This window comes from Metabacillus sediminilitoris (assembly GCF_009720625.1).
GTDB classification, from domain to species: domain Bacteria; phylum Bacillota; class Bacilli; order Bacillales; family Bacillaceae; genus Metabacillus; species Metabacillus sediminilitoris.
In genome coordinates this window covers 990,033-1,012,416 of record NZ_CP046266.1, presented here as the reverse complement: position 1 = coordinate 1,012,416, position 22,384 = coordinate 990,033, and the positions used below count along the sequence as shown (strand labels likewise).

Below are 22,384 nucleotides of genomic sequence, written 5' to 3'. Positions count from 1 at the left end.
ACAGCAGGTGTTTTGCATCAATTAGGGGTGAATATGGGAAAAAAGCTATTGGGAAGAACAAACGCAAATCCTAAAGGGCATTTTGAAAATCAGGAATTTGTTCTGATTAACAACCGAATCCTAGCAAGCGTCAATGGATCGTGGGATAGACCTCCTTCGCCTTTGAAAATTAAAAATAACAAAATGAACGAAAACCATATACGAAGGTTCATTAGAGAAAATAAATTACCGATCTGGGGCTTAAAAGACCCAAGAACTTTGCTGACTTATGATATCTGGAAACCCTATTTAGAAGAAACATCTGAGATTACTTACATTTTTGTTCATCGCCCTTTTGAAGAATCTATTATGTCTTTAGTACACAGGAACCATTTCAGTATAGAAAAATCGAGAAAAATATTGATTCCTTATTTAAATAATAAAAATAAGCTCAGAACAAGGTTAAAAGATGAAGGGGCAGATATAATAGATGTCAACTTTGAAAATCTATTAAAAAATCCGGAAATTTTTGTTGAAGAAATAAATAAGAGAACAAATCAAAAGCCTGATTACCATTTGCCAGCCGTAAAGAATTTTTTAGATACCAAGCTAAAAAAATTTTAATAACGTAAAAAGAGGTTTCTCTCAATTATGAACTGTTACCCTTAAAATGGACAGTTTAAAAAAGCTAGGCACATATGAGATGACTTCGGTATTGGTCTGGAGTCATCTCATATGTGCCCATTGATAACGATGACAATTGTATTCCACCATATACTCATCAATTCTTATTCTTAAATCCTCAAAAGACTCACAAGTAGATAACTCCAGTTCGTCCTTCATATGACCAAAGAATGATTCTATTGGGGCATTCCTAACAATTGCCTTTCCGAGATATAGCTGCTTTAATCCCATATCTCTTATCTTCTTTTGAAATTCAGGATGAGTATAATGAAATCCTTGATCGAATGTAAATAGCTATCTGGATGGCTCATAATATCAGTAAGACTTTTCAAGTGTTTCAAATTTTCATAGACTAATTCCATTCTTAATGAAGTTGACAAATAATAAGTTAATATTTCTCGTGTGGCCCCATCTTTAATGATAGACAAATAAGCCTTTTGGCCACGTTTATAATACAAATACGTTATGTATGTTAGTAAAACTTTCTGCGGTAAACCTGTGTCAAAATTTCGTTTCACTAAGTTTGGGCATGTTTTATGTTTTTGAGTGGCTTTAGCCACTTTTTTATAAGGATTTGGCAGGAGAACTTTGGTGAACAAATGAAACTTTCTCATGATTCTTCGTATTCGCTTATGGTTCATAACCACACCATAATCACTTTCTAAAATCATCTTTATCTGAAGAGCTCCTACCTTACAACGCTTTTGATTAAATACTTCGTTTATTAGTTAGTAATCAGCTTGATCTCTTTCTTCCTTTTGTTGACGCATTGATTCGGATTTTAGAAATGCATAATATCCCCTACGACTTACGCCAGCTAATCGACAAAAGTACGCAATCATTCGAGGAAAACTAAGCTCTCTGACTACCTGTTCAATTAATATGAAATTCTCTTTAGTATTTAACGTTTTTTCTTCTGACTCGCCTGCCTTTCTAGTTCGTCTAGCTTTTTTAAGAAAGTTAGTTCAGCTTCTAGATAGGCTATACGAGCTTCAGCTTTCTTTAGCTTTTCCTCTGATGAAAGAGCCTTTGTAGAAGGACGTCCTGTACTTCATTTACAACGACGTTCAGTGTAGAACCCTTTCCCACTCTATTCACGATATGTTTTTTTCCAACGATCTAAGCACTGTTGAGGCTTTTCACGACCAATTACATCCACATCAAATCCATTTTCAATGAAGATTTGAAGGGGATCTTTTCCCTCTAGGTTTTCTATGGCTGCCTTAATCTTAAATTCAGGATGATACGTAATCGACCGTTCAGAGACCTTAACTACATTTGGATTTACTTCTAACTGATTCATCTGCATCTCTGTGAAGATAATTTTACTCATAGAAATAACCTCGCTCATGTAAGTCTAATTGATTATAAACACAAATTGATTTATGAAAACAGAAAAACCCGAATATCGGACTTTTTTTTACAGTTCCAATATTCGGGTTATAGTTCATTATTATTTATTTTGTTATGGCCTTGATATTAATCCTTCACTTATAAGAGCAGGTCAGGAAGAAATTAAAAAGGCCAATTTATCTTATAAGAAACCATCTCTTATTGTAAATGACAGCTTTGAATTCAATGTTTTTAATAAAAAGTTTGATTTACAATTGCTCAATCATTGTTTCACATTTACCAATGAACATTATTCAAAGATGCATGATCAATATAAAAAGGTCCTTAAACATGGCGCTAAATTTCATGCCAATAATAGAGGATCGATTCAATGTCAATCCAGTCAACCAGGTAGATTCTGGTAGTGTTATCAGCCATTTAGATAAAGATCTGTATTATTATCATATTTCCATGTTTGAGTATTATCTATCCATTCTAATCGTGTAATAGGGTGGTTTTAACAAATTTTGATTTAGGCTTTGAGCCATTTTATTTTTCTTTAAAAATTTTTTAACTTTGAATCTAAAAATTCCCTCACCTGATTTAGCTGATGATCAGTAGGATTTCCGATTTTTTCATTGAGCTTCCTGACAAATGGCTCTGGATCATTTAAAAGATCCTGATAAGAAATATCAATGATGTTTTTAGAAGGAAGACCATAGGTATGCCGATAAAGATAAAGATTTTTCAAATAGGGGGTCAATATTTGATTCGCACGACTAATACTAATTCGATCCCTTTTTGTAAGGGAACTGACAGATGCTTTAAATGGCCGATGGACAAAAACGTAATAGATATCGGCCACTTCCTCTAAATACGGTTTCCAAACTTCAAAAGTGAACAATGCTCGCGGATCCTTTAGGCCCCATACTGGTTTCACATGGTTGATGAGAAATGCCTTGATCTTTGCATCTGGAAAATGGATTCCTGCTATTTTGTCCCGGCTGGGTGGGTTGTTCCATGTGCTGTGGGCAGCTTGCAGGATTTGTTGATTAATAGAAACAAATTCAGCATTTTCATAATGGCCCTTTGGATTATGGGCGGTAGCCGGAAGGAGTTTATCTCCCATATGTATGCCTAAATGATGCATAACCCCTGCAGTCGCACTTGATCCCGAACGGTGAAGGCATAAAATAAGGAAAAGCTTGCTTTTCTCTTCCAAACGAAACAGCTCCTTCTTACAGTGATGTAAGTTGATAAGTCACTTTATCTGTATACTTAAAAGAGAGCTATCCTGCTTGAATAGCTCACTTATAAGGTAGAATCTTTAATGATATCAATCATTTTTTCTATTCTGTGCTCAAATGTGTGCTCTTCTAATGCACGATTTCTTGCATTGTTTGCAATCCTTTGTCGTTCTTCTTCAAATTGCATATAGTAATCGATTTTTTTGACAAGCTCCTGATAACTTTCAAAAGATACAATTTCCTCATCTTCAATAAAATGATTCGGCAAATCCTCCTTGAATTCAATCAGTTGAAATGCCCCGCAAGCCGCTACATCGAACGTTCTGTTGTTTATGCTCTTGCCTTCAATGCCGAGCCGGTTCTGATTATGCCTTAAGTTAAATGGCCGGTGGGTGTTTAAGACGATTTTAGCGCCGTTATAATAATTTGCGGCAATGGCAGGTTCTACCCACCCTTCGAGGATTTTTAGCTTCGGGTTATTTTGAAACCGAAATAAAGGATTTTTCCATTTGCCGACAACTTGAATCTTGTAAGCTGTGTTCTGCAATAGGAGCTGGATATATTTTACTCGGTCCGGGTAAGGATACCCGACAAGACATATATCACTCCTGTATTTTGCTTCGACTTGCTTTGGTCTGAATACTTCCGGTGCTGCAGCAAGCGGCAAATGATGAGCGTGCTTGTGCCCTTTGTTTTTGTAAAATTCGAGCGCAGCGGAATCAATGGTGAACACAATGTCATAATAACCTGAAAGGCCCTCTGTCCGATTCATAAAATACGGGTCCTCTGTGAACCATACCACCGTTTTGACTTGTTGTTTTTTTAACCATTGAAGCATTTGGATCGGAAACTTGAAGCCTACCAGTGTGAGGGCAGCCTCTGGGTTGAATGATTTCACAAGCGACTGCAAAGCGGGCAAGCCGGCATGAATCTGAAAGAGTTTCACGTTATACTTTTTTTTCAACTCGCTTACTATCCATGCTTCAAAATGGTCATATATCCCTTTATAACTAGAAGTAATCAATAAAATTTTCATCATGTGATCACCTAAAAGTTAACCGTAATGGTATTTAATGCCGCAATTCCATTTTTGATTTCGTCGCAATAAAAAAATCCTTCAACTATGACAAATTTTTCTTCTTTTGATGTTGAAATCCACAGCTCGTTTGCAAATATTAGATTTTCGCCAGGTTCCAATTGCTTGCGATGGTTGGGTTTCAGCCAGTGTTCTCCAGTTTCTAAAGATTTTCCCTTCCAATTATCATCAATATAATGCCACGCTTCGGTATTCGTTCCATCAATCATAAGGGCCGTATGAGTTACTGATCCGATTTTGCCGCCGAGACGGACGTCTTGAGGAGGCTTAATGCGAATGCAGATCATCGGATTATTTAACGTTGCAGTACCTGTATTTTTTATGATCAAGTTCCCGATCACGTTAACTTCCCTCTCGTCTTCATCCATATCCGGAAGCATTACGGCATAGCTGAACCATGACAGCCCCTCGGCATATTCTAGCTCCTTTTTTTTCCAGAACAACGAGATCCCTCCTGATTCTACCGAAGATATTTCCTTACATTCTATGCTGTAAATCGGAGCACATGATAACAAACATATTCTAAAAACAATGAAAATTTATGGATTTCTATTGCTTCTTTCTGATAAAACATAAACAAAAAAGAGGAGCTGGAACTCCTCTGTAGTTTTTCACCTTATGTCCAGCCCTACTTAAGGAGTAGGTGTAGGAGATGGTCCCGGCCCTGGGAAGACTGTTGGACATTGAGGCGGGAATGCCAATGGCGGGCAGACAAACGGCATATCCGGCCGCGGTTGGCAGAAGTCTGCTGTAATTTCAAGTTTTACTAATGCCTCCATCTGTACGTTTTGGCATAAGTTGATTGAAATATCGAGTTGTTGGAACGCGAATTCTCCAGGTGTACCTGGTACTCTTTGGCAGATTAAGTTGGCATCACACTCAAAGTCTGTTATTTCACACTGAAGGAAAGTGCCAGGAGGTGCGCATAAGAAAAACTTCTCGGCAACAGCCCAAGCGATTGGAGCCGATTGACATACTTCACCTTGAGGGTTTGATACACGAACAACAACGAATCCCTTTTTCAGCACTTTCACTTTTTGGAGTGTAACAGTAGATCCATCCGGCAATTGGAACTGCCCAGTTGCACGTCCCTCAGGTTGTGGTATTTCTTGACAAAGTATTGCACCAGGCGCTAATGGATCAATAGGAGTTCCCTCTTCATCGGTAGGGAAACATTCTACTGTAAAAGTGCCGCCTAAAAATGCACAAGGGTCATCAAAACCAGGAGTTGGAGTTGGTGCTATAGCCCCACAATCAAAGCCAAGAGTTGGAAGAGCCGTGGCCCCAGTAAAGGCTAATAGCGGAACATCTACTTGGCGGGTAACCCAGTCATAAACTTTATTAACTTTGATACATAAAGTTTCCTGACCACCGCTAATTGAATTAAAATCCATTAATCTAACATCCTCTCATTTAAATAGTTAATTGGGTAGAGCCTACTGTATTCTATGCGAGTATCATGATGGTGTGCATAGGCTTTTGATTAACTTGAATTCCTTAAAAATAGTTACCGGCACATAAGGAGTGAAATAACGAAGATACAGTTGACCCATAGATAATATATTCCCAATGTAAATAGGTGTGCGCTAATCTTGAGGTGGTACATGCCTAATTTGTTCAGCGTTCCTTCATTAAAGATTAAGAGACAACAAGCAAAACTGGTTTTTTAGTGGAGTTATAGGATTGGATTTCGATTATAGATTTGTTAAGCCTCATGGTGGTTCTATTATATATAGCCAGCAATTAAATGATTTCCTAGAAAGATATTTAATTTTTATACTCGACAGTTACACGTTTTATCTTTACAAGCATAAAATGAAAAGAGATTGAATTGGGCATTTGCCTAAGGGGGGAAAAATAATGCCAAGTAGGAGTAAGTATGAAAAACTATCCCACTTACAGTTGCAGCAGAAAGTCATCCATCTTGAGTCAGAACTATCGATGTACCGAACAGATAATGAGTCGAAACTACGAAAGTACAATGAACGTGTAAACATAATGAATCAAGTCAACGACAGGTTGAGAAAGCAACTTCAGGAAGTATTAAATGACAGTGTGTCGTATAGTAAAGAGAGAGATGAATTGATTAACGATTATAATGAGCTGCTCCTGAAAAATGCTGCTTATCAAAAAAAAATAACACAGCTTGAGAAGAGCACTGGAAAAACGGAGTTTGTTGACGAAATTGAAAGGTTTGCAAGTGAAAATGAGAGGCTCGTCAAATTGACAGAAGAGTTAAGAAAAGAAACGGAATTCCATAAGGAGAACTCAGAAAGATATTTAAAAGAAAAACAGATTAGTGAAGCTGAGATAGAGAAGATGAGAAAGGATTTATCCCGCTTAGAGGAGTATAGTGAAGAGAAACATCAGTTAATTTTAAAAGAACAGGAACTGAAAAAGGAACTTCAACAGCAAAAATCAGCATTAAAGAAAGCTGTTGAAGAGAAGGAACAGTTCTATCAGGAAAAGCAAACGATGGAAAAAAGTATTGATGAACTGCAGAAACAGCTGATCGACAAAGAAGAAAAGGTGGAAAATCTTAAAAGAAAAGAGCTTTCCTTAGAGAGCCAGCTCGCTGAATTTAGTGTAGAACAAGGTCAATTAAATATAACTATTAAAACAATGGAAAATGAAAAACAACAATTGGAACTTACGCTTGCTAGTAAAGTTGAAGAACTGGAGAATGTGCTTCTAAAAAAAGCTGAGGTTGCCAAAGAATTGGAAATTGCGAGATCAGATCATGAACAGCTCCTAAAGAAATTTACGCAGATCGAAAACGAGGGTAAAATGTTTCAACAAAAAGAGGCAGATTTTAACCAGCAAATTGAGAAAATGGCAGCAGGTTTAGCCGAAGCGCATACGAAAATAAACGAGATGAGTAAGGAAAAAACTGAGTTGGAACTGGAACTGGAAAAGAATAATGGTTTTTTGGCCGAAGCGCGTACGAATATAAGCGAGATGAGCAAGGAAAAAAATACATTGGAACTGGAACTGGAAAAGAAAAATGGGGTTTTATCCGAAGCTTATAAGAATATAAGCGAGATGAGCAAGGAAAAAAATACATTGGAACTGGAACTGGAAAAGAAAAATGGGGTTTTAGCCGAAGCGCATACGAAAATAAGCGAGATGAGCAAGGAAAAAAATACGTTGGAACTCGAACTGGAAAAGAATAATGGTTTATTGGTCGAAGCTCATACGAAAATAAGCGAGATGAGCAAGGAAAAAAATACGTTGGAACTCGAGCTGAAAAATAAAAATGGGGTTTTAGACGAAGCGCATACGAAAATAAGCGAGATAAGTAAGGAAAAAAATACGTTGGAACTGGAACTGGAAAAGACTAATGGTTTATTGGTCGAAGCGCATACGAAAATAAGCGAGATGAGCAAGGAAAAAAATACGTTGGAACTCGAACTGGAAAAGACTAATGGGGTTTTAGACGAAGCGCATACGAAAATAAGCGAGATGAGCAAGGAAAAAAATACGTTGGAACTCGAACTGGAAAAGAATAATGGTTTATTGGTCGAAGCACATACGAAAATAAGCGAGATGAGCAAGGAAAAAAATACGTTGGAACTCGAGCTGAAAAATAAAAATGGGGTTTTAGACGAAGCGCATACGAAAATAAGCGAGATAAGTAAGGAAAAAAATACGTTGGAACTCGAACTGGAAAAGACTAATGGGGTTTTAGACGAAGCGCATACGAAAATAAGCGAGATGAGCAAGGAAAAAAATGAGTTGGAACTGGAACTAGAAAAGAATAATGAGGTTTTGAACAATACAACCGAACAAAATAAAAAAATTGCTCAGGAATTGGAAGATTTAAAACAAAAACAGGAACAATTACAACAGAAAAACGTATCCTATCTACAAACGATCACCCAATTGGAATCAGATAAGAATGCCGCTCTTGAGTCAGTTGGTCATCTTCAAACAGATTTAGCGAATGCAAAATCTCAAATAATGGAATTGGAATCGTTAAAAAATGAACTGTCAAATAGTCAGGAAAACCTTGTGGCAGAAGTGAGCAAGCTGGAGGAAGAGAAAAATCAGTTTGTTGAAGAAAAAACAGCACTGCTCAATAAAATTGCCAAACTTGAAGAGGAAAATGCTTCGTTTCATGACAGCATTTCGAAACTCTCTTCTCAAAGGAAATCCGACGAAAAGCGGCTTGATAAAATAACCTCCAACCTTAACGAAGTTTTTACAGAAACAAAACAGTTAGTTCGGATGACATCGTCGTTAAAACACCAATTGGAAGCAAAAACTTTAGAGCTTAATCAAATAAAAAAGGAGAAGGAGATGCTTATGCAAGAGGTAGTTCAGCTTAAAGAAGATTATGAAAGGTCTGAGGCACAGAAGAATGAGCTTGAAAATCAGATTGAAATCATGAGAACTGAGTTGCTGAAAGCTCAGAATTCATTGTCTCGCCTCGAACAATTCGAAACTGAAAAGCTCAAGCTGAAGGAAGATTTAGAATCAAAAATTGAAGAATTCAATATGCTGACTGATCACTATAAGCGTGAAAAAGAATCTTACCTGCATGTTCTTGAACATGTACAGGATCAGGTCAACGTGTATAAAGAAAAGTCCGAGGAATTTGATACGGAAAAAGGGTCGTGGTCCAAACAAATTGATGAATTAAAAACTGAATTAGCCCAAACAAAAGCTACGATTGTGAAAATGGAAGAGATGGAGCAGAATAACGTGAAGCTAGCCCAAGACCTACAAGCGAAAGAGATTGAAATCTATAAATTAAAAAAAGACAATGAACTTGCCCTTCACCGTCAGATGGAACAATTTAGAGATGAGATGAAATTATATCAAGAAAAAATTATACAATATGAGAAAGATCGGGAGATTTGGGAAAAACAAATGAAGCAAATGAAAGCTCAGTTTGCCGGTTTGGAATCAAACTTGGAAGAAAAGGAAAATTTTATTAAGCAGTATATCAAACAACCGCTTTCACAATCGATGCCTGGAATCGAAAAGCCAGCACAGCAAATATTAGCCCAGTCTGAACAGCTGTCACCTATACAAAACAAACCTGCTCCAAATCAAAGTCAACAATCAACTGACTGGTTTCAACGAATCGCGTCCCAACAGCAAGGTTCATACCAGCCTATCCCAAAAAGTCAGAATAACGCTTCCACAACAATGGACTTTTTCACATTACGAAGCAAAACAACTCAGCCCTCAGCTCCCGGACCCTATGGAAACCAATGGAATAAAGAATAACTTAAGCCATAAAGGCGATGCTGCTCAATTTGAGATTAAAAAAACGGTATATGAGGATATGATTTCTTATTGTCAAAAAGCCTTGCCTAATGAAGCATGCGGGTTACTTTCGGGCGTCAAAGCAACAGGGAGCACTGTATGGAAATTATTAAATGAATCCCTTAATCCCAATCGTTTTTATTTGTCTGCAGAGACTGTTAAAACGGCTGTTGAAAAAATGGAGGAAAATGGGGAAAAACTTTCAGGCATTTTTCATTCACACCCGAGTACACCCGCCTTTCCTTCATCACATGATATTAAAAATAATCCTTATCCCCACTTAGCCTATATTATTGTTTCATTTTATAAAGGAAAAGTAGAAGTGAAATGTTTTAAGATGGATGGCAAAACAGTAACACCAATGAAATTACTCGTTATTGATGAGTGAACTAGACGGCGGATCCAGCGGAACGCCGTTTTTTATTTTTATGTACTAAGTCAGGCTTCTGGAAAATAGCAGAACATCAGAGACGCTGTGAAGATCTTAGAGAAACATCACCTCACTCTATCTTTAGTTAAAAGAAATTGAGGTGAAAATGGTGTTGTTTAATAGGGTAGAATTCTCATCCTCCAAACACAGCAAACTTATTTCTAATACTATTTTCTACTCACATTTTTATTTGGGTTTTAGTTTGAACACGACATAACTAATAGAATCATATAATTTAATGTAGTGTACTTAAACGACTAGGAGGAATTCATTTTGCACAAAAAACAGGGCTTGCAAATTGTTAATAGATCCGTTTCAAAACAACATGAAAAAAACCTTTATATAGGGCATAAGACTAGTGACAATTATACTGTGCATGGAGGGGGCTATAAAAGACGGAAATTCGGAAATGGAGGATGCGGATGCGGCAGCAATCCTAAACAGGTGAGACGGTAAGCTAAATAATAACAAGAAATTACATTCAGGCTGCAAAACTGCAGCCTTTATTTATAAAATACACAGCCCTTTTCCAAATGGATATGGAACTGTTGATACAAAAAATGAATAAGCTAATTATGTGACTTAATACAAAGGATAACGGTAAGAAAAGCAATTATACCCGCAGCAGGATTTGGAGCCAGAAGCCTTCCAATTACAAAAGTCATTCCAAAGGAAATGTTTCTATTGGCGGTAAACCTGCTATCCATTATATAGTAGAGGAGGCTGCAGCATTAGGGATTGAAGAAATCTAATGAACGTTTCACGGAACAAAAATCTTCCGGTTGACTTTGGTCTTGGTGATGCTGTACTTCTTGGAAAGTTTACAACTCAATGTTGATTTCGTTTTTATAGCAACAAAACTTAAACTTCCTACCTTTTCCGCATGGACATGGATCGTATAATCTTTCTTTCATTTTAGCTTTTACAGCTTTTTTCAGTTGCGATATGTCAACAAACGGTTTCAATTTGATAAATGATTGAATACCGTAATCCTGACATATTTTAGCGATTTTTGCTGCCTGCAGTTCGGTAATTACTGAACACACAATTGGTTTTTCTTTTGTAAGCTTTAGGTTTGTCATAAATCTATCCCCCTCATCCCTTCAGTTAAATACTCTAATATATGCTATGCAATTTCTCTCTATACGGTACGAAAATTCATTGGGAGATTAAAGCCATCTGTAAATGTCCCTTTTTTTTAGGAATGTTAGTGCCTGTATCTGATCTTGTCACGTTTAATATTTTCCTCCATCCCATTTTTTTTCGGCGATTTTTCCAACAGAAACAGTTAATGTTCCTCAAATGAAGCATGAAGATCGTTAATTCAGACTTAATTTCTTATATGTATTTTGCAATGAGTCCAATACTAAGGATTCGTCCATTTCAGTAAAAAGTTGCTTGAACATATTAACGATCTGACATCAGAACAAAAAGCTCAAAAACAGAAAAAGACCAAAACTAAAAATGGTGTTTTAGCTCATACGATTCACAGTTTACAATTTGTAAATGGCTATATTATCTGAGCTGTTGATGCTTCACTTCCATATGGCTATGCGCTAGATCCTTCGCATATGGGGAAGGATCACCTTACAGATTTATTAAATCACTTATGTGATAAAACATCTTTCAATTCATGTTCAAGAAGGACTGACAGTACGATTGTCAGTCCTCTTTAACGTTATTTCTTATTAATCATATTTGAAATTGTGTTGAAGTCTAATTTTTCATCACCATTTACAATTGAATTCACAATCTTATCTTCTAGTTGTTTAGGTACCTTTTTATTGGCAATCTGTGAAACTTTTTGAATGACACTTCGAACTGTTTTTTCATCTTTAAAATTAGCATTTTGCAATGAATTTGCTAAAGCAAATACATCATTCATTTTGACACCAGTTTTTTGTTCAATGCTTTTAAAAAATTTATTCTCCATCGCTTTCTCCTCCTTCATTCATATGATATTTTATGGAGCTCTGGGCAAAACGTGCATATTTTAGTCTTAAAGGATAAAAAGTACGAGCGGTTACGCTCGTACTTTCTATTCTTTTAACTATGAAGGAAATTTTAGTTGTAGAATGAAGCACCGACAATGATTAAAAGAATAAACAATACAACGATTAAAACGAACGTGCTGCCATAATAACCGTTTCCGTAGTTACCGCCACCGTATCCGTAATATCCGTAACCCATATCCTTAAGCACCTCCCTTATCTTTATCACTTTCATGATATGTTAGGTCAAGCAAAAAGGTTTGGACGGATTAATGATAAAGTGAATTTAAAATTTTTTTTACTGGGGTGAATCCAAAAAAAACTCATTATAAGGACTATCACCTTAATTTTTTTATGTTCAATTATCCATTGTTCCATGTGTCGAGAGGCTTGTTCTATATTACATTAACAGCTTGTGGAAGAACGATCGTCTATGGAAGGAACTAATTATTCAGGCGAAACAAATCCGCCTACAATTGGTGTAGAGCCTTTATCAGTCACTTGGAAGTTATTTTATTTAGGGGGAAAGAGTTTGAATGACTTTACTACTCCTGGAGGAAAAAATCTTAAAATATAAATGGTTAGTTGCCAGACCAATCCAGATGGATAAGAATCTGGCAACCATTCTCTTTACACCAAAACACCCTTCTACTCTTCAGGTCTTTCTAATTTTCTATTAATCACTTTGTTAAAACGATTATATAAACTGACCATTCAATCCATTTTTATATTTATTCTATGAACGTCTTTTTTTCCCGCAGCCACAGCCTCTTTTTTTAACATTTTTTTGTTTCTCTAAACTAGGCTTTGATTGATTTGAATCTGTTTGTCTTTGGGAAGGATTCATGTTTACTCTTTTCATTTCATATCCCACCTTCCAATTATTTCTCTTGTACTTAACCTGGTAAAAGAATATCAGCGTCTTTATCTCATAGTATGTGTAAGATTAAAATTGTTTCTATGTTAATTGCCTAATCTATTAGTTTCATCACAACTGTTTCAATCATTCCAGCAGCACCAGCTATAGCCAAAATAAGGATAAGGGGCTCTGCTCCTTGAGGCCAAAAAATCCATGCTCCATATAAAAATGCTGAGCACCACATTCCTGTACACCAGTAACAGCTTAATAGCTCCCCAATCCATGCTCTTAATCCCTTTCCTTTAATTTCTAAAAACACTACAACAACACCATCATCATCTTTCTGTTCAACTTCTTTATGGAATGGGCTGCGAATAAATGCGGTAATCTTATCAAAAACAATAAGTCTCGTTAAACGAAAAGAAGCGAATGCAAAGATGATGATTTGCAACCAAGTAGTCATCTCCTCCACCCCTCTACATAATCATCCTTATACATTATGAAAAGATTACCGAATTATGATGATGGATATATTTCCTTTAGCAAATTTTTTAGATTTTACATATATGGCTAATCTTTTATCAAGATGGCCTTATTAGACAATTTGCTGAAAAATTAGGTGTAAAATTGTATGTTTGACTTATACAAAAGCTCGTGATTAAGCATTATATACAAGTAAAGGATCCCACATTTTTATCAGATTTATAGTTCCATACTGAATCCCTATTTAATATGATGTTAGTCTTATACAAAATTAGATGTATAGTAGGAAATTTAAAGGAGGACAAAACAATGAAAGCAACACCATATGCTTGGGCTACTATCTTTTTAGACCACGAATCAACTGAAAAAGAACATGTTGAATCACAGGAGAATGCTACAGAATATTTTTCATCTGAAACAGTGACATTAATCGTACAACTAATAGAGAAATTAGTCGATCTAACGATTACAGATAGCAACCGTGCTGCACAAGAAATACATCACCTATTAAAACAAGTAGATACACTTTAATTACCCGATTAAAACTTATAGTTTTTTGTCAATTTTTTAATGATAAGATTTCTTTGCAGGGGGCATGTTCCCCTGCTATTTTATTCCTTTACCCATTCATATGTTTAGAAGCACCGTATAACCTATAGGTTGTCCTACTTCTATTTCTTCTACCTCCCCTTAATCATATACCCAAATTCTTTTTAAATGATTGAACAAGAATAGACATATACCCACACCAACTACCCAATACCCACATAATCTGTTAAGGACTAAAGTCAAATAATTATTAATTATTAAGGAGATGACTTGAAAATGGGTTGCAAAGATAAAAGAGACCGCGACAATAGCTGTGTATGTGATGCAGTTGAACAAATTTTAGCAGAGCAAGAAGCTGTAGAAGAAATCACATGCCCGAATAGTTGCTTTAGTAACTTATTAAATCCTGTTGCAGGTACTAGAGATACAATTCCTTTCATTTTAAGTGACAAAAAAGGCGGACTGTTCAAAGCATTTGGTAATGTTGGCGGATTTGTTGGTGACATGACTTGCTTTAAAACAATCTTCTTCCGTGTAGAAGCAGTTAAAGATTGCTGTGCAACATTATCATTACTTCGTCCGGTTGATATTAATGGAAACACAGAAAGCGTAACAGATCCTTGTGATGAAGACTTCTTTGGTCTTGAAAAATCAGACTTCTGTATTGAAGTAGACCTTGATTGCTTCTGTGCGATTCAATGCTTATCACCAGAATTAGTAGACCGCATTGTTGACAGAAAACATCATAAATAATAACCCTTAAGACTGCTGAAACCGGCAGTCTTTTTTAGTTGTGAAAGGTTACGCTAAATCTAACCATGCACTACTTGTCGTGAAATAGGCAGATTCCCTAACACCTTTTTGCACATTGATACTTATATTAATAGTAAGAATGTTAAATGGGAGGGTAGAAAGAATGAAAAATAAAAATTGTGTATGTGATGCTGTGGAAAATATTTTAGAACAGCAAGAAGCCGTTAAAGACAAATGCCCTACTAGCTGTTATAGCAACCTCCTAAATCCAGTGAAAAGTCTTGGCGATACAATCCCGTTTGTTTTATTCTCTGAAACAGGTAAACTTTTCAAAGCGTTTGGAAATGTAGGAGGAAATTGCTTTGAAACGAACTTCTTTCGAGTAGAACATATCAGTCATTGCTGTGCAACACTACAACTTTTACTTCCACTTGATTGTCATGGTCAACATGCTCATGAAGTATGTGATGTTCACAAGCTAGTAAAAACGCGAAACTGTGTTGAAGTTGATCTAACTTGCTTCTGTGCGATTCAATGCTTATCACCTAAACTTGTCAAATAGCCTGATGACCTAACTAACTCGTTCAGATCTAAAATGGCATAAGCTGCTCATGAATCAAAGGTGTACTTTTCCTTTGATTCATGAGCGGTGCTTATATCCCCGAGGGAGTGGAGCTTACGTAAGGAGGCATTAACCAACTAATTTCTAAGTCTCAGCATTTAAAAGCCTAATAAATTAATTGCTTTAATTTGGTCAATCTTTATTTCTATTGGCTTTGCATGTGTTAAGGAACGAATTGTTACCATTTCATTTTCTTCATTCATAATAACTCCGCGATACGTTTCTTCTGTCGTTACAATCTGGCATAACGTTCGTGGCATGTTTTTCGGCAAATGTGTAAAGAACTCAATTTTCTCTAATACACTCATTTGTGTTAACGGTTTTCTTTGTTTTCGATACTGTTTGACAGATGGTTCTTCCTGAGCGAGTTGTTCCACACCAGCAAATTTATTCTCTTCAACAACTTCTTCTTTTTCAGCAAGATCGAATTCCTTTTGTAAGGTTTTTACTGGTGCATCTGCAATTGCAACTGTTGCAGAAGATTTAGGCTTAGTTTTTTTAACGACAAAAGATTGCATGTTAACATTAATATCTTGATTTTCAGGTTGAACAATATACATAAGAGGTTTCATTTGATACTTTTGTTTTTGCTTATTACTCATTACATAACCTCCAATTACAAAAGAATGTGAACACTCAACATGATATGCAAAGGTTCTAGGTAATGTGCCTATTTGTTTCAATAATGACAAAAACAATCAAATGAAAACGAATGAAAAATGTAACATATCTGCTGTTCCTACTTCAATGAACAAGTTTTTTAGCGCTTTTAGCTAACTATTCAATAAAAATAAGTAATCTTTACATTCAATTTACTCTAACTTAACATTTTCTTGTTATTGTCGAATTACGCATAAAAACTTTATTGACCTACTAAAATTTCCCCCTATATCTACCATATATTTAATAGTAGAAAAAAAGAAATATTTTAATCAACAACACGACAAATGAACACGAACTCTCAGTTTTTTTATATCAAAGGAGAAAAGCGATGAACAATGTTAAGACAGACACAACTAATGAAGGAGCAATTTTAAAGGATGAATTTTTGAATATCCTTGAAAAAAAACAGCTCACCATTCATTTTCAACCAATTGTTCATTTTCATAGTCAGCAAACATATGGGTTTGAGGCACTATCACGAGGACCGCTGCATAGTTTTTTTCATCGTCCTGCACATCTGTTTTCATATGCAGAAAAAGAAGGATTCTTATACTCATTGGAAAAGATTGCAAGAGAGCGTGCTTTTGAGGAAAGCAAAGGCATGTCAAATGGATCAAAATTGTTTATAAATTTAAATTCACAAGTAATATATGATCATCAGTTTAATCCAGGCCACACGATTTCTTTGCTGCATCATTATGGGCTTCAACCTAATAATATTGTTTTTGAAATTACAGAAAGAAACGCCATCCATGACTTTGCCGCTTTTCGGAATGCTTTACATCATTATCGTGAACAAGGATTTCAAATTGCAATTGATGATGCAGGAGCAGGTTACTCATCTTTACAATCAATATCTGAATTAATGCCTGACTACATAAAGATTGATCGTTCATTAATATCAGGAATCGATTCTAACGACGTAAAATCAAATATCTTAGAAGCCTTTGTATCATTTGCCAAGAAAATGAACAGTGAAATCATTGCTGAAGGTATCGAAACAGAAGCTGAACTCAAAAAGGTCATTGACTTAGGCATTGATTACGGACAAGGTTTTTTTATAGCCAAGCCAAATAACCCCATTCCTTCCATAACGAACACTGCGAAACAAAGTATCAGCTTGATTAAAACAAATAGTAAATCGAGATCTGTCATGATTGATATTTCCGATGAAATCATCCTTGTGCAAAATGGAATTGTCCTTAAACGCCAGCCTGCTAGTAGTCTTTTGAATGGAAAGATCATAAAAAGTAAAAATGAGGCAGAGGATTATATCAACTAATGAATATGAAAAAACCTAATCCTTTAAAGGATTAGGTTTTTATTATCGTCATTCCATCATTGGTTAAGCAATAATATGATAGCCAGAATCGACATGGAGATTTTCACCAGTCATACCTCTTGAAAGATCACTAAATAAGAATAAAGCTGTATCTCCAATTTCTTCTGGTGTTGTTGTTCTACGTAAAGGTGCACGTTCTTCGATTTCTTTTAGGATTGTATTGAAATCGCTAATTCCTTTTGCAGATAATGTACGGATTGGACCAGCAGATATTGAATTCACACGAATTCCGTCTTTTCCTAGATCGCTAGCTAAGTATCTTACACTTGCATCTAGAGATGCTTTCGCAACGCCCATTACGTTGTAGTTTGGTAATACTCGCTCTCCGCCAAGGTAAGTTAATGTCACAATGCTGCCACCTTCAGTCATTAGCGGTCTTGCTTCTTTCGCTACAGCAGTTAGTGAATATGAGCTAATGTTATGTGCAAGTAAGAAGCCATCACGTGTTGTATTCATATATTCTCCTTGCAGCTCTTCTTTGTTAGCAAATGCAATACAGTGTGCAACACCATGGATCGCTCCAACTTCTTCTTTAATTGTCCCGAAGCAAGTTTTAATTTCCTCATCATTTGTAACATCACAAGGTAAAACGATCGAATCGTTTCTTTCTAACGAATCTGCTAATTCACGAACAGATTTCTCTAAACGTTCTCCAGCATATGTAAAAATTAATCTTGCTCCAGCAGTATGTAAAGAACGTGCAATCCCCCAGGCGATGCTTCGTTTGTTTGCTACTCCCATAACGACAATATTACGTCCATTAAGTGATAAGTTCATATATATCCTCCTAATATTAATACAAGTTATTAGTACCTGGTTATAATTATAGCATCAAATATAATAAAGTGCTATGTTACATAGGTTTTTCTTAAGAAATTGTTGTGATTACACTTTACGAAACTCTGCTGCTGCTTCCCTAGGTGCCCTTGCTTACTAATTGAACTGATAACCGCTACACCATTTGCACCAGCTTGATAGACGAAACCTGCATTCTCTAAGGTAATCCCGCCAATTCCGATAATGGGTAATTCCGCTAGTCCTGATGCTCTTATTTGTGTTATTAACTGCGTGCGGGCCGACAACTGCTTGTGCATCAGTTTTCGTCTTTGTAGTGAACATTGGACCGACCCCAATATAATCAGCACCATCCTTTACTGCTTGATTTGCTTCAGCAACAGAATGTGTCGATATCCCTAACCAGCGATCATGTCCAAGCTTTTTCCTTACCAAAATGGGATCACCATCATCTTGACCGATATGAACGTCGTCGGCAGAAAGCTCTATGGCAAGCTCAATATCATCATTTACTATAAAAGGAACTTTATACAACTTACAAAGTTTTCTTAAACGTTTTCCTAACTCTATGTACTCCTGGCTTTGTAAACAGACATCACCCTTTTCCCTATATTGAAAAAGAGTAATTCCCCCTTAATCGCCTCAACTAATGTTTTTTCAGGATCAAAATCACGCCAATTCACTAAAACCCATTATAAAATACAGGCGTAATGCCTCAGATATATTCAACAGTACTTCCTCCTTTTACGTTTAAATACTTTCCCGGGCTTAGTGCCGTCCAACCTTTACTCGCTGAATTTACGTATCAAACTCAAATTTTCATCTAAAAAAATAGACTGACACTTTACGTTTTCCTGCCGTACTTTCTGACATAAACCAGTCAGTAATGCAGGCAGGATTGCAAGAGTCAGTCTATTTCATTAACTTGATACTTTCACTTTATTATATGCCCAATGATTTGTTGGACCGTGGCCACTGCCGTTTGGGATAGACACCTTAAACACGAAGCGCATTTTACGCCGTGATAGCGGTAATGGCAGTCATTCCAAATACATCGACCTCTTTAAACGTTTTTATATCCGCTTGAATTCCTGCACCTCCGCCCAAATCAGAGCCTGCAATTGTTAAGGCACAATATACAGCCATTTTACTCCCCAAAACTCTAGCCAACATAACGATGATAAATCTTTTTCGCTTCAGAAATATCCTTTGTTCCATGAATAAGTGCACGACCATCCTTGAAAAGAACGATGCGGTGATCACCGAATGTAAATGACATTAAAAACGGATTTTCTAAAAATGCATCTGCAATGGGTTTAACTCGTTCAGAAATGCTTTCAAATGAAACTTGCATTCCATTCGTTGGCCTAATTTGCACGGTATCTCTTCCACAAAGAACAGCTGCTTTCGTTTCTCTTTCCGCTGTTAAATATGGATAGACTGGGTTAGTACCACATGTCGGACACGCATCATTTTTTAGTCGATCCATATTAATGGATGAATATTGATTTTTCCATAGATCAAATGATACAAGCTTGTTTCGTCTGTTTTCTTCATCACCAACAAGTAGTTTTAGAACTTCTGTTGTTTGATGTGATGTAACCATACTCACAATTGGTGAGATTACCCCTACCGTATCACATGTTAGTCCATTAAAAGGAATATGCTTTAATAGGCAATGCAAACATGGTGTTTTATTCGGAATAACGGTAAAAGAAAGACCATAGCTTCCGACACAGCCTCCATATATCCATGGAATATTGTGCTTTAATGAGACATCATTGATTAAAAGTCTTGTGTCAAAGTTATCAGTAGAATCTACAATGACATCGACACCATTGATCCAGCCTTCAATATTTGCTGATGTTACATCCTCTACAAATGCTTGTACCTCAACTTCAGAATTGATCTCATGTAAATGTGTTTTTGCAGCAATCGCCTTTGGAATCCGATTAATCGCATCATCCTCAATATAAAGCTGCTGTCTTTGCAAATTGCTCCATTCCACATAATCACGGTCAATAATCGTTAATTTCCCGATTCCCGCCCTTGCGATCATTTCTGCATTTGCTGTTCCTAGCGCACCTGCGCCGACAATTAACACATGCTTATTTTTGATCTTTTCTTGACCGCACTCGCCAATTGGAGAAAATAATATTTGTCGTGAATAACGTTCCATTAACTTGTCATCATTCCCTCTGTCGGGCTGCTCGCTGTTGCATATTCTTTTTTAGGAATTCTTCCAGCCTCATAGCCTAATCGACCAGCTTCAATTGCTAGCTTCATCGCAATGGCCATTTTCACTGGATCCTGTGCAGCAGAAACAGCTGTATTTAATAAAACACCATCAGCTCCAAGCTCCATTGCAAGTGCAGCATCTGAAGGCGAGCCAATACCTGCATCTACGATGACAGGAACTTTCGATTGTTCAATGATAAATCTTAGATTTAAAGGATTCAAGATCCCTTGTCCGGATCCAATTGGTGATGCACCAGGCATAATCGCATGGACACCTAATTCTTCTAATCTTCTAGCTAATACAACATCATCCGAAGTGTATGGTAAAACAATAAAGCCTTCTTCTAAAAGCATTTCACTAGCCTTTAATGTTTCAACAGGATCTGGAAGCAAAGATCTGTCATCACCAATGACTTCTACTTTTATCATGTCACATAAGCCGGAAGCTTTTGCAAGCTTTGCAATTCTTACCGCTTCTTCAGCTGTTTTCGCACCTGCAGTATTAGGTAAAAGTGTATATTTTGATACATCCAATTGTTCTAAAAAATTTGGCTGTGTTGGCTCAAAAATATTCATTCTTCGTACTGCAAACGTTAAGATTTCAGACTCAGACTGTGCAACAGCTTCCTTTTGAATATTAAATGAAGGGTATTTTCCTGTACCTAATAATAATCTTGATTGAAATGTTTTGTCAGCTATTTTTAACATAAAATCATCCTCCTCCTACAAAATGTACGAGTTCAACCTCATCACCGTTTTGTAACGGAGTTGACTCGTAATGATCTTTTAATATAATTTCTCGATTATGCTCAACAATGACTAAGCGATCTTCTAATTGATAGAATGCTAGTAATTGTTGAATCGTCCCTACATCAAAACTTAACTCTACTAATTCACCATTTAATTTAATGGTCATACTTTCACCTCATTGCTTGCAATTGTGGTCTAACTATTGAAAACGTATTGATATAATCCTCATTTTGTTGTCTGCCTAGAATAAGATCCCTTACCATCTCACCTGTCTTCGGTGCTAAAAGGATACCATTGCGATAATGGCCTGTTGCAAAATAAATGTGTTCTCCATTCGGATGCTGGCCAATATATGGCTTTCCATCATGTGATTGTGGCCTCAACCCTGACCAAGTTTCATGTAGCTGTGAGGAAGCAATGCTTGGCATGATCGGTGTTATTTTTTCAATAAGCGACTGGATTCCTCCAATTGTCGGTGCTGTACTCCAATCATCTTCAACCATTGTTGCGCCGATAACGATTCTTCCATCCCCTTTCGGGACGATATAACAATGGTCATAAAAGATCGTTTTTTCTAAACTTATTTCGCTGCTTTTAACAGAAAGACATTCTCCCTTTACAGGCTTCATTCCTGCATTTACACCTAATTGCTTGAAGAAATGTCCACTCCACACGCCATTCGCTATCACGACTTTGTTAACACTAAAATCAGCTCGTGGAGTTGATAACGTATAGCCATTCTTTGACGTTTTTTTAATAGCATGTACAGGTGAATTTTCTAAAATTGTTGCTCCTAGTAAACTAGCAGACTTTGAAAATGCTGCACAAACATGTAGTGGTGAGACATGACCATCCTCTTTTATGTATAATGCCCCTTTAATACTCGTTGAAAGGGTTGATTCATGTTCAAGCACCATCTCTTTTTCATGCCATTCTACTGACTTATAGTAGCTTGCTGCTTCTTTTAAAGAATCAGCTTCATCATCATTCATGGCGATTTTATACATCCCTTTATCAACAAGCCCAATATTGATCTGTGATCGTTCTGAAAGTTCATATTGTAAGCTATGATATAGCCGTTGACTTTCTTTCGCAAATTGATAAAAAGCGTCATTTTTTTCAAGCTCAGAATTCGCTCCAAGCATACCAGCTGCAGCACTTGTTGCCCCTGTGCCGATTTTATGACTTTCTAAGACTAGGACAGAAACACCTTCTTTTGCTAAGTGATAGGCAATTGATTGACCAATGATGCCACCGCCGATTATTCCTACCTCATATTGTTTGTTCATGGTATTCC

General features: G+C 36.5%; 26 protein-coding genes and 3 pseudogenes. 10 read left to right on the top strand and 19 right to left on the bottom strand.

The features are described from left to right. The first annotated feature begins 33 nt into the window (after positions 1-33). Positions 34-603: a sulfotransferase family protein gene (locus tag GMB29_RS05165; protein ID WP_227551520.1), complete on the top strand. Its 570-nt coding sequence runs from the start codon at positions 34-36 to the stop codon at positions 601-603. 64 nt (positions 604-667) lie between these two features. Here the strand turns inward: GMB29_RS05165 and GMB29_RS27925 are convergent. Beyond that, a pseudogene (locus GMB29_RS27925) lies at positions 668-1,996 on the bottom strand (IS3 family transposase). Between the two features lie 52 nt (positions 1,997-2,048). Here GMB29_RS27925 and GMB29_RS27920 point away from each other — a divergent pair. Further along, positions 2,049-2,420, top strand: coding sequence for a class I SAM-dependent methyltransferase (locus GMB29_RS27920; protein ID WP_136355108.1), 372 nt, complete (start codon positions 2,049-2,051; stop codon positions 2,418-2,420). A gap of 134 nt (positions 2,421-2,554) precedes the next feature. Here GMB29_RS27920 and GMB29_RS05150 read toward each other — a convergent pair whose 3' ends face one another. The 4 genes from GMB29_RS05150 to GMB29_RS05135 form a co-directional block, all read right to left on the bottom strand. After that, positions 2,555-3,217: a sulfotransferase family protein gene (locus GMB29_RS05150; RefSeq protein ID WP_136355109.1), complete on the bottom strand. Its 663-nt coding sequence runs from the start codon at positions 3,215-3,217 to the stop codon at positions 2,555-2,557. Between the two features lie 89 nt (positions 3,218-3,306). After that, positions 3,307-4,278, bottom strand: coding sequence for a CgeB family protein (locus tag GMB29_RS05145; protein WP_168733877.1), 972 nt, complete (start codon positions 4,276-4,278; stop codon positions 3,307-3,309). An 11-nt stretch (positions 4,279-4,289) separates the two neighbouring features. Next, positions 4,290-4,781: a hypothetical protein gene (locus tag GMB29_RS05140; protein ID WP_136355113.1), complete on the bottom strand. Its 492-nt coding sequence runs from the start codon at positions 4,779-4,781 to the stop codon at positions 4,290-4,292. Positions 4,782-4,970: 189 nt separating this feature from the next. Continuing rightward, positions 4,971-5,732: a BMQ_0737 family morphogenetic spore coat protein gene (locus tag GMB29_RS05135; RefSeq protein WP_136355115.1), complete on the bottom strand. Its 762-nt coding sequence runs from the start codon at positions 5,730-5,732 to the stop codon at positions 4,971-4,973. 829 nt (positions 5,733-6,561) lie between these two features. Between GMB29_RS05135 and GMB29_RS05130 the strand changes: the two genes are divergently transcribed. From GMB29_RS05130 to GMB29_RS27210, 4 genes and pseudogenes are all read left to right on the top strand, one after another. Beyond that, positions 6,562-9,573, top strand: a complete 3,012-nt coding sequence (locus tag GMB29_RS05130; RefSeq protein WP_155443838.1) for a coiled-coil domain-containing protein — start codon at positions 6,562-6,564, stop codon at positions 9,571-9,573. Beyond that, complete coding sequence (locus GMB29_RS05125; RefSeq protein ID WP_136355118.1) at positions 9,548-10,000, top strand: M67 family metallopeptidase; 453 nt, start codon at positions 9,548-9,550, stop codon at positions 9,998-10,000. The genes GMB29_RS05130 and GMB29_RS05125 overlap by 26 nt, the downstream gene beginning before the upstream one ends. A gap of 315 nt (positions 10,001-10,315) precedes the next feature. After that, positions 10,316-10,498: a hypothetical protein gene (locus tag GMB29_RS05120; RefSeq protein ID WP_136355120.1), complete on the top strand. Its 183-nt coding sequence runs from the start codon at positions 10,316-10,318 to the stop codon at positions 10,496-10,498. 138 nt (positions 10,499-10,636) lie between these two features. Then, positions 10,637-10,791: pseudogene (locus tag GMB29_RS27210) on the top strand (sugar phosphate nucleotidyltransferase); the annotation flags it as partial. A 72-nt stretch (positions 10,792-10,863) separates the two neighbouring features. Here the strand turns inward: GMB29_RS27210 and GMB29_RS05115 are convergent. The 5 genes from GMB29_RS05115 to GMB29_RS05095 form a co-directional block, all read right to left on the bottom strand. After that, positions 10,864-11,124 (bottom strand): hypothetical protein, encoded by a 261-nt coding sequence (locus GMB29_RS05115; protein ID WP_136355122.1) that lies wholly within the window; start codon positions 11,122-11,124, stop codon positions 10,864-10,866. Between the two features lie 596 nt (positions 11,125-11,720). Next, positions 11,721-11,975, bottom strand: coding sequence for a sporulation-specific transcription regulator SpoVIF (locus GMB29_RS05110; RefSeq protein ID WP_136355124.1), 255 nt, complete (start codon positions 11,973-11,975; stop codon positions 11,721-11,723). A gap of 131 nt (positions 11,976-12,106) precedes the next feature. Continuing rightward, complete coding sequence (locus GMB29_RS05105; RefSeq protein WP_136355126.1) at positions 12,107-12,232, bottom strand: YjcZ family sporulation protein; 126 nt, start codon at positions 12,230-12,232, stop codon at positions 12,107-12,109. A 537-nt stretch (positions 12,233-12,769) separates the two neighbouring features. Next, complete coding sequence (locus GMB29_RS27595; RefSeq protein WP_264766591.1) at positions 12,770-12,895, bottom strand: hypothetical protein; 126 nt, start codon at positions 12,893-12,895, stop codon at positions 12,770-12,772. A 109-nt stretch (positions 12,896-13,004) separates the two neighbouring features. After that, positions 13,005-13,355 (bottom strand): DUF1360 domain-containing protein, encoded by a 351-nt coding sequence (locus tag GMB29_RS05095; protein WP_136355128.1) that lies wholly within the window; start codon positions 13,353-13,355, stop codon positions 13,005-13,007. A 329-nt stretch (positions 13,356-13,684) separates the two neighbouring features. Here GMB29_RS05095 and GMB29_RS05090 point away from each other — a divergent pair, with 329 nt between their 5' ends. From GMB29_RS05090 to GMB29_RS05080, 3 genes are all read left to right on the top strand, one after another. Beyond that, positions 13,685-13,906 (top strand): hypothetical protein, encoded by a 222-nt coding sequence (locus GMB29_RS05090; protein ID WP_136355130.1) that lies wholly within the window; start codon positions 13,685-13,687, stop codon positions 13,904-13,906. Positions 13,907-14,200: 294 nt separating this feature from the next. Then, positions 14,201-14,677: a CotY/CotZ family spore coat protein gene (locus tag GMB29_RS05085; protein ID WP_136355132.1), complete on the top strand. Its 477-nt coding sequence runs from the start codon at positions 14,201-14,203 to the stop codon at positions 14,675-14,677. 163 nt (positions 14,678-14,840) lie between these two features. Beyond that, positions 14,841-15,239: a CotY/CotZ family spore coat protein gene (locus tag GMB29_RS05080; protein ID WP_155443836.1), complete on the top strand. Its 399-nt coding sequence runs from the start codon at positions 14,841-14,843 to the stop codon at positions 15,237-15,239. Between the two features lie 158 nt (positions 15,240-15,397). Here the strand turns inward: GMB29_RS05080 and GMB29_RS05075 are convergent, their stop codons facing one another. Continuing rightward, a complete protein-coding gene (locus tag GMB29_RS05075) occupies positions 15,398-15,901 on the bottom strand; it encodes a CotO family spore coat protein (protein WP_136355136.1) in 504 nt (167 codons plus the stop codon). A 389-nt stretch (positions 15,902-16,290) separates the two neighbouring features. Between GMB29_RS05075 and GMB29_RS05070 the strand changes: the two genes are divergently transcribed. Further along, complete coding sequence (locus tag GMB29_RS05070) at positions 16,291-17,244, top strand: EAL domain-containing protein (RefSeq protein WP_136355138.1); 954 nt, start codon at positions 16,291-16,293, stop codon at positions 17,242-17,244. Positions 17,245-17,307: 63 nt separating this feature from the next. Here GMB29_RS05070 and fabI read toward each other — a convergent pair whose 3' ends face one another. The 8 genes and pseudogenes from fabI to thiO form a co-directional block, all read right to left on the bottom strand. Next, positions 17,308-18,081 (bottom strand): enoyl-ACP reductase FabI, encoded by a 774-nt coding sequence (gene fabI, locus GMB29_RS05065; RefSeq protein ID WP_136355140.1) that lies wholly within the window; start codon positions 18,079-18,081, stop codon positions 17,308-17,310. 71 nt (positions 18,082-18,152) lie between these two features. Next, positions 18,153-18,317 carry a hypothetical protein gene (locus GMB29_RS27590; RefSeq protein WP_235883153.1) on the bottom strand — a complete coding sequence of 55 codons (165 nt, stop codon included), beginning with the start codon at positions 18,315-18,317 and terminating at the stop codon, positions 18,153-18,155. Then, positions 18,238-18,726, bottom strand: coding sequence for a thiamine phosphate synthase (locus GMB29_RS05060; protein WP_319941510.1), 489 nt, complete (start codon positions 18,724-18,726; stop codon positions 18,238-18,240). Before GMB29_RS05060 ends, GMB29_RS27590 begins: the two co-directional genes overlap by 80 nt. Positions 18,727-19,116: 390 nt before the next feature. Then, positions 19,117-19,272, bottom strand: a pseudogene (locus GMB29_RS27205) (bifunctional hydroxymethylpyrimidine kinase/phosphomethylpyrimidine kinase); the annotation flags it as partial. Continuing rightward, a complete protein-coding gene (locus GMB29_RS05050) occupies positions 19,262-20,278 on the bottom strand; it encodes a thiazole biosynthesis adenylyltransferase ThiF (RefSeq protein ID WP_136355142.1) in 1,017 nt (338 codons plus the stop codon). The gene GMB29_RS05050 and the pseudogene GMB29_RS27205, both read right to left, overlap by 11 nt. Beyond that, positions 20,278-21,045, bottom strand: a complete 768-nt coding sequence (locus GMB29_RS05045) for a thiazole synthase (RefSeq protein WP_136355144.1) — start codon at positions 21,043-21,045, stop codon at positions 20,278-20,280. The genes GMB29_RS05050 and GMB29_RS05045 overlap by 1 nt, the downstream gene beginning before the upstream one ends. A gap of 4 nt (positions 21,046-21,049) precedes the next feature. Then, positions 21,050-21,253, bottom strand: coding sequence for a sulfur carrier protein ThiS (gene thiS, locus GMB29_RS05040; protein WP_136355146.1), 204 nt, complete (start codon positions 21,251-21,253; stop codon positions 21,050-21,052). A 4-nt stretch (positions 21,254-21,257) separates the two neighbouring features. After that, complete coding sequence (thiO, locus tag GMB29_RS05035) at positions 21,258-22,376, bottom strand: glycine oxidase ThiO (RefSeq protein ID WP_136355148.1); 1,119 nt, start codon at positions 22,374-22,376, stop codon at positions 21,258-21,260. Between the last annotated feature and the right edge of the window lie 8 nt (positions 22,377-22,384).

Bases quoted from the DNA above. Each gene is read 5' to 3' on its own strand.
- GMB29_RS05165 (WP_227551520.1), top strand. From the start codon at position 34: ATGGGAAAAAAGCTATTGGGAAGAACAAACGCAAATCCTAAAGGGCAT.
- GMB29_RS27920 (WP_136355108.1), top strand. From the start codon at position 2,049: ATGAAAACAGAAAAACCCGAATATCGGACTTTTTTTTACAGTTCCAAT.
- GMB29_RS05145 (WP_168733877.1), bottom strand. From the start codon at position 4,278: ATGAAAATTTTATTGATTACTTCTAGTTATAAAGGGATATATGACCAT.
- GMB29_RS05135 (WP_136355115.1), bottom strand. From the start codon at position 5,732: ATGGATTTTAATTCAATTAGCGGTGGTCAGGAAACTTTATGTATCAAA.
- GMB29_RS05125 (WP_136355118.1), top strand. From the start codon at position 9,548: ATGGAAACCAATGGAATAAAGAATAACTTAAGCCATAAAGGCGATGCT.
- GMB29_RS05115 (WP_136355122.1), bottom strand. From the start codon at position 11,124: ATGACAAACCTAAAGCTTACAAAAGAAAAACCAATTGTGTGTTCAGTA.
- GMB29_RS05110 (WP_136355124.1), bottom strand. From the start codon at position 11,975: ATGGAGAATAAATTTTTTAAAAGCATTGAACAAAAAACTGGTGTCAAA.
- GMB29_RS05105 (WP_136355126.1), bottom strand. From the start codon at position 12,232: ATGGGTTACGGATATTACGGATACGGTGGCGGTAACTACGGAAACGGT.
- GMB29_RS27595 (WP_264766591.1), bottom strand. From the start codon at position 12,895: ATGAAAAGAGTAAACATGAATCCTTCCCAAAGACAAACAGATTCAAAT.
- GMB29_RS05095 (WP_136355128.1), bottom strand. From the start codon at position 13,355: ATGACTACTTGGTTGCAAATCATCATCTTTGCATTCGCTTCTTTTCGT.
- GMB29_RS05090 (WP_136355130.1), top strand. From the start codon at position 13,685: ATGAAAGCAACACCATATGCTTGGGCTACTATCTTTTTAGACCACGAA.
- GMB29_RS05085 (WP_136355132.1), top strand. From the start codon at position 14,201: ATGGGTTGCAAAGATAAAAGAGACCGCGACAATAGCTGTGTATGTGAT.
- GMB29_RS05080 (WP_155443836.1), top strand. From the start codon at position 14,841: ATGAAAAATAAAAATTGTGTATGTGATGCTGTGGAAAATATTTTAGAA.
- GMB29_RS05075 (WP_136355136.1), bottom strand. From the start codon at position 15,901: ATGAGTAATAAGCAAAAACAAAAGTATCAAATGAAACCTCTTATGTAT.
- GMB29_RS05070 (WP_136355138.1), top strand. From the start codon at position 16,291: ATGAACAATGTTAAGACAGACACAACTAATGAAGGAGCAATTTTAAAG.
- fabI (WP_136355140.1), bottom strand. From the start codon at position 18,081: ATGAACTTATCACTTAATGGACGTAATATTGTCGTTATGGGAGTAGCA.
- GMB29_RS05050 (WP_136355142.1), bottom strand. From the start codon at position 20,278: ATGGAACGTTATTCACGACAAATATTATTTTCTCCAATTGGCGAGTGC.
- GMB29_RS05045 (WP_136355144.1), bottom strand. From the start codon at position 21,045: ATGTTAAAAATAGCTGACAAAACATTTCAATCAAGATTATTATTAGGT.
- thiS (WP_136355146.1), bottom strand. From the start codon at position 21,253: ATGACCATTAAATTAAATGGTGAATTAGTAGAGTTAAGTTTTGATGTA.
- thiO (WP_136355148.1), bottom strand. From the start codon at position 22,376: ATGAACAAACAATATGAGGTAGGAATAATCGGCGGTGGCATCATTGGT.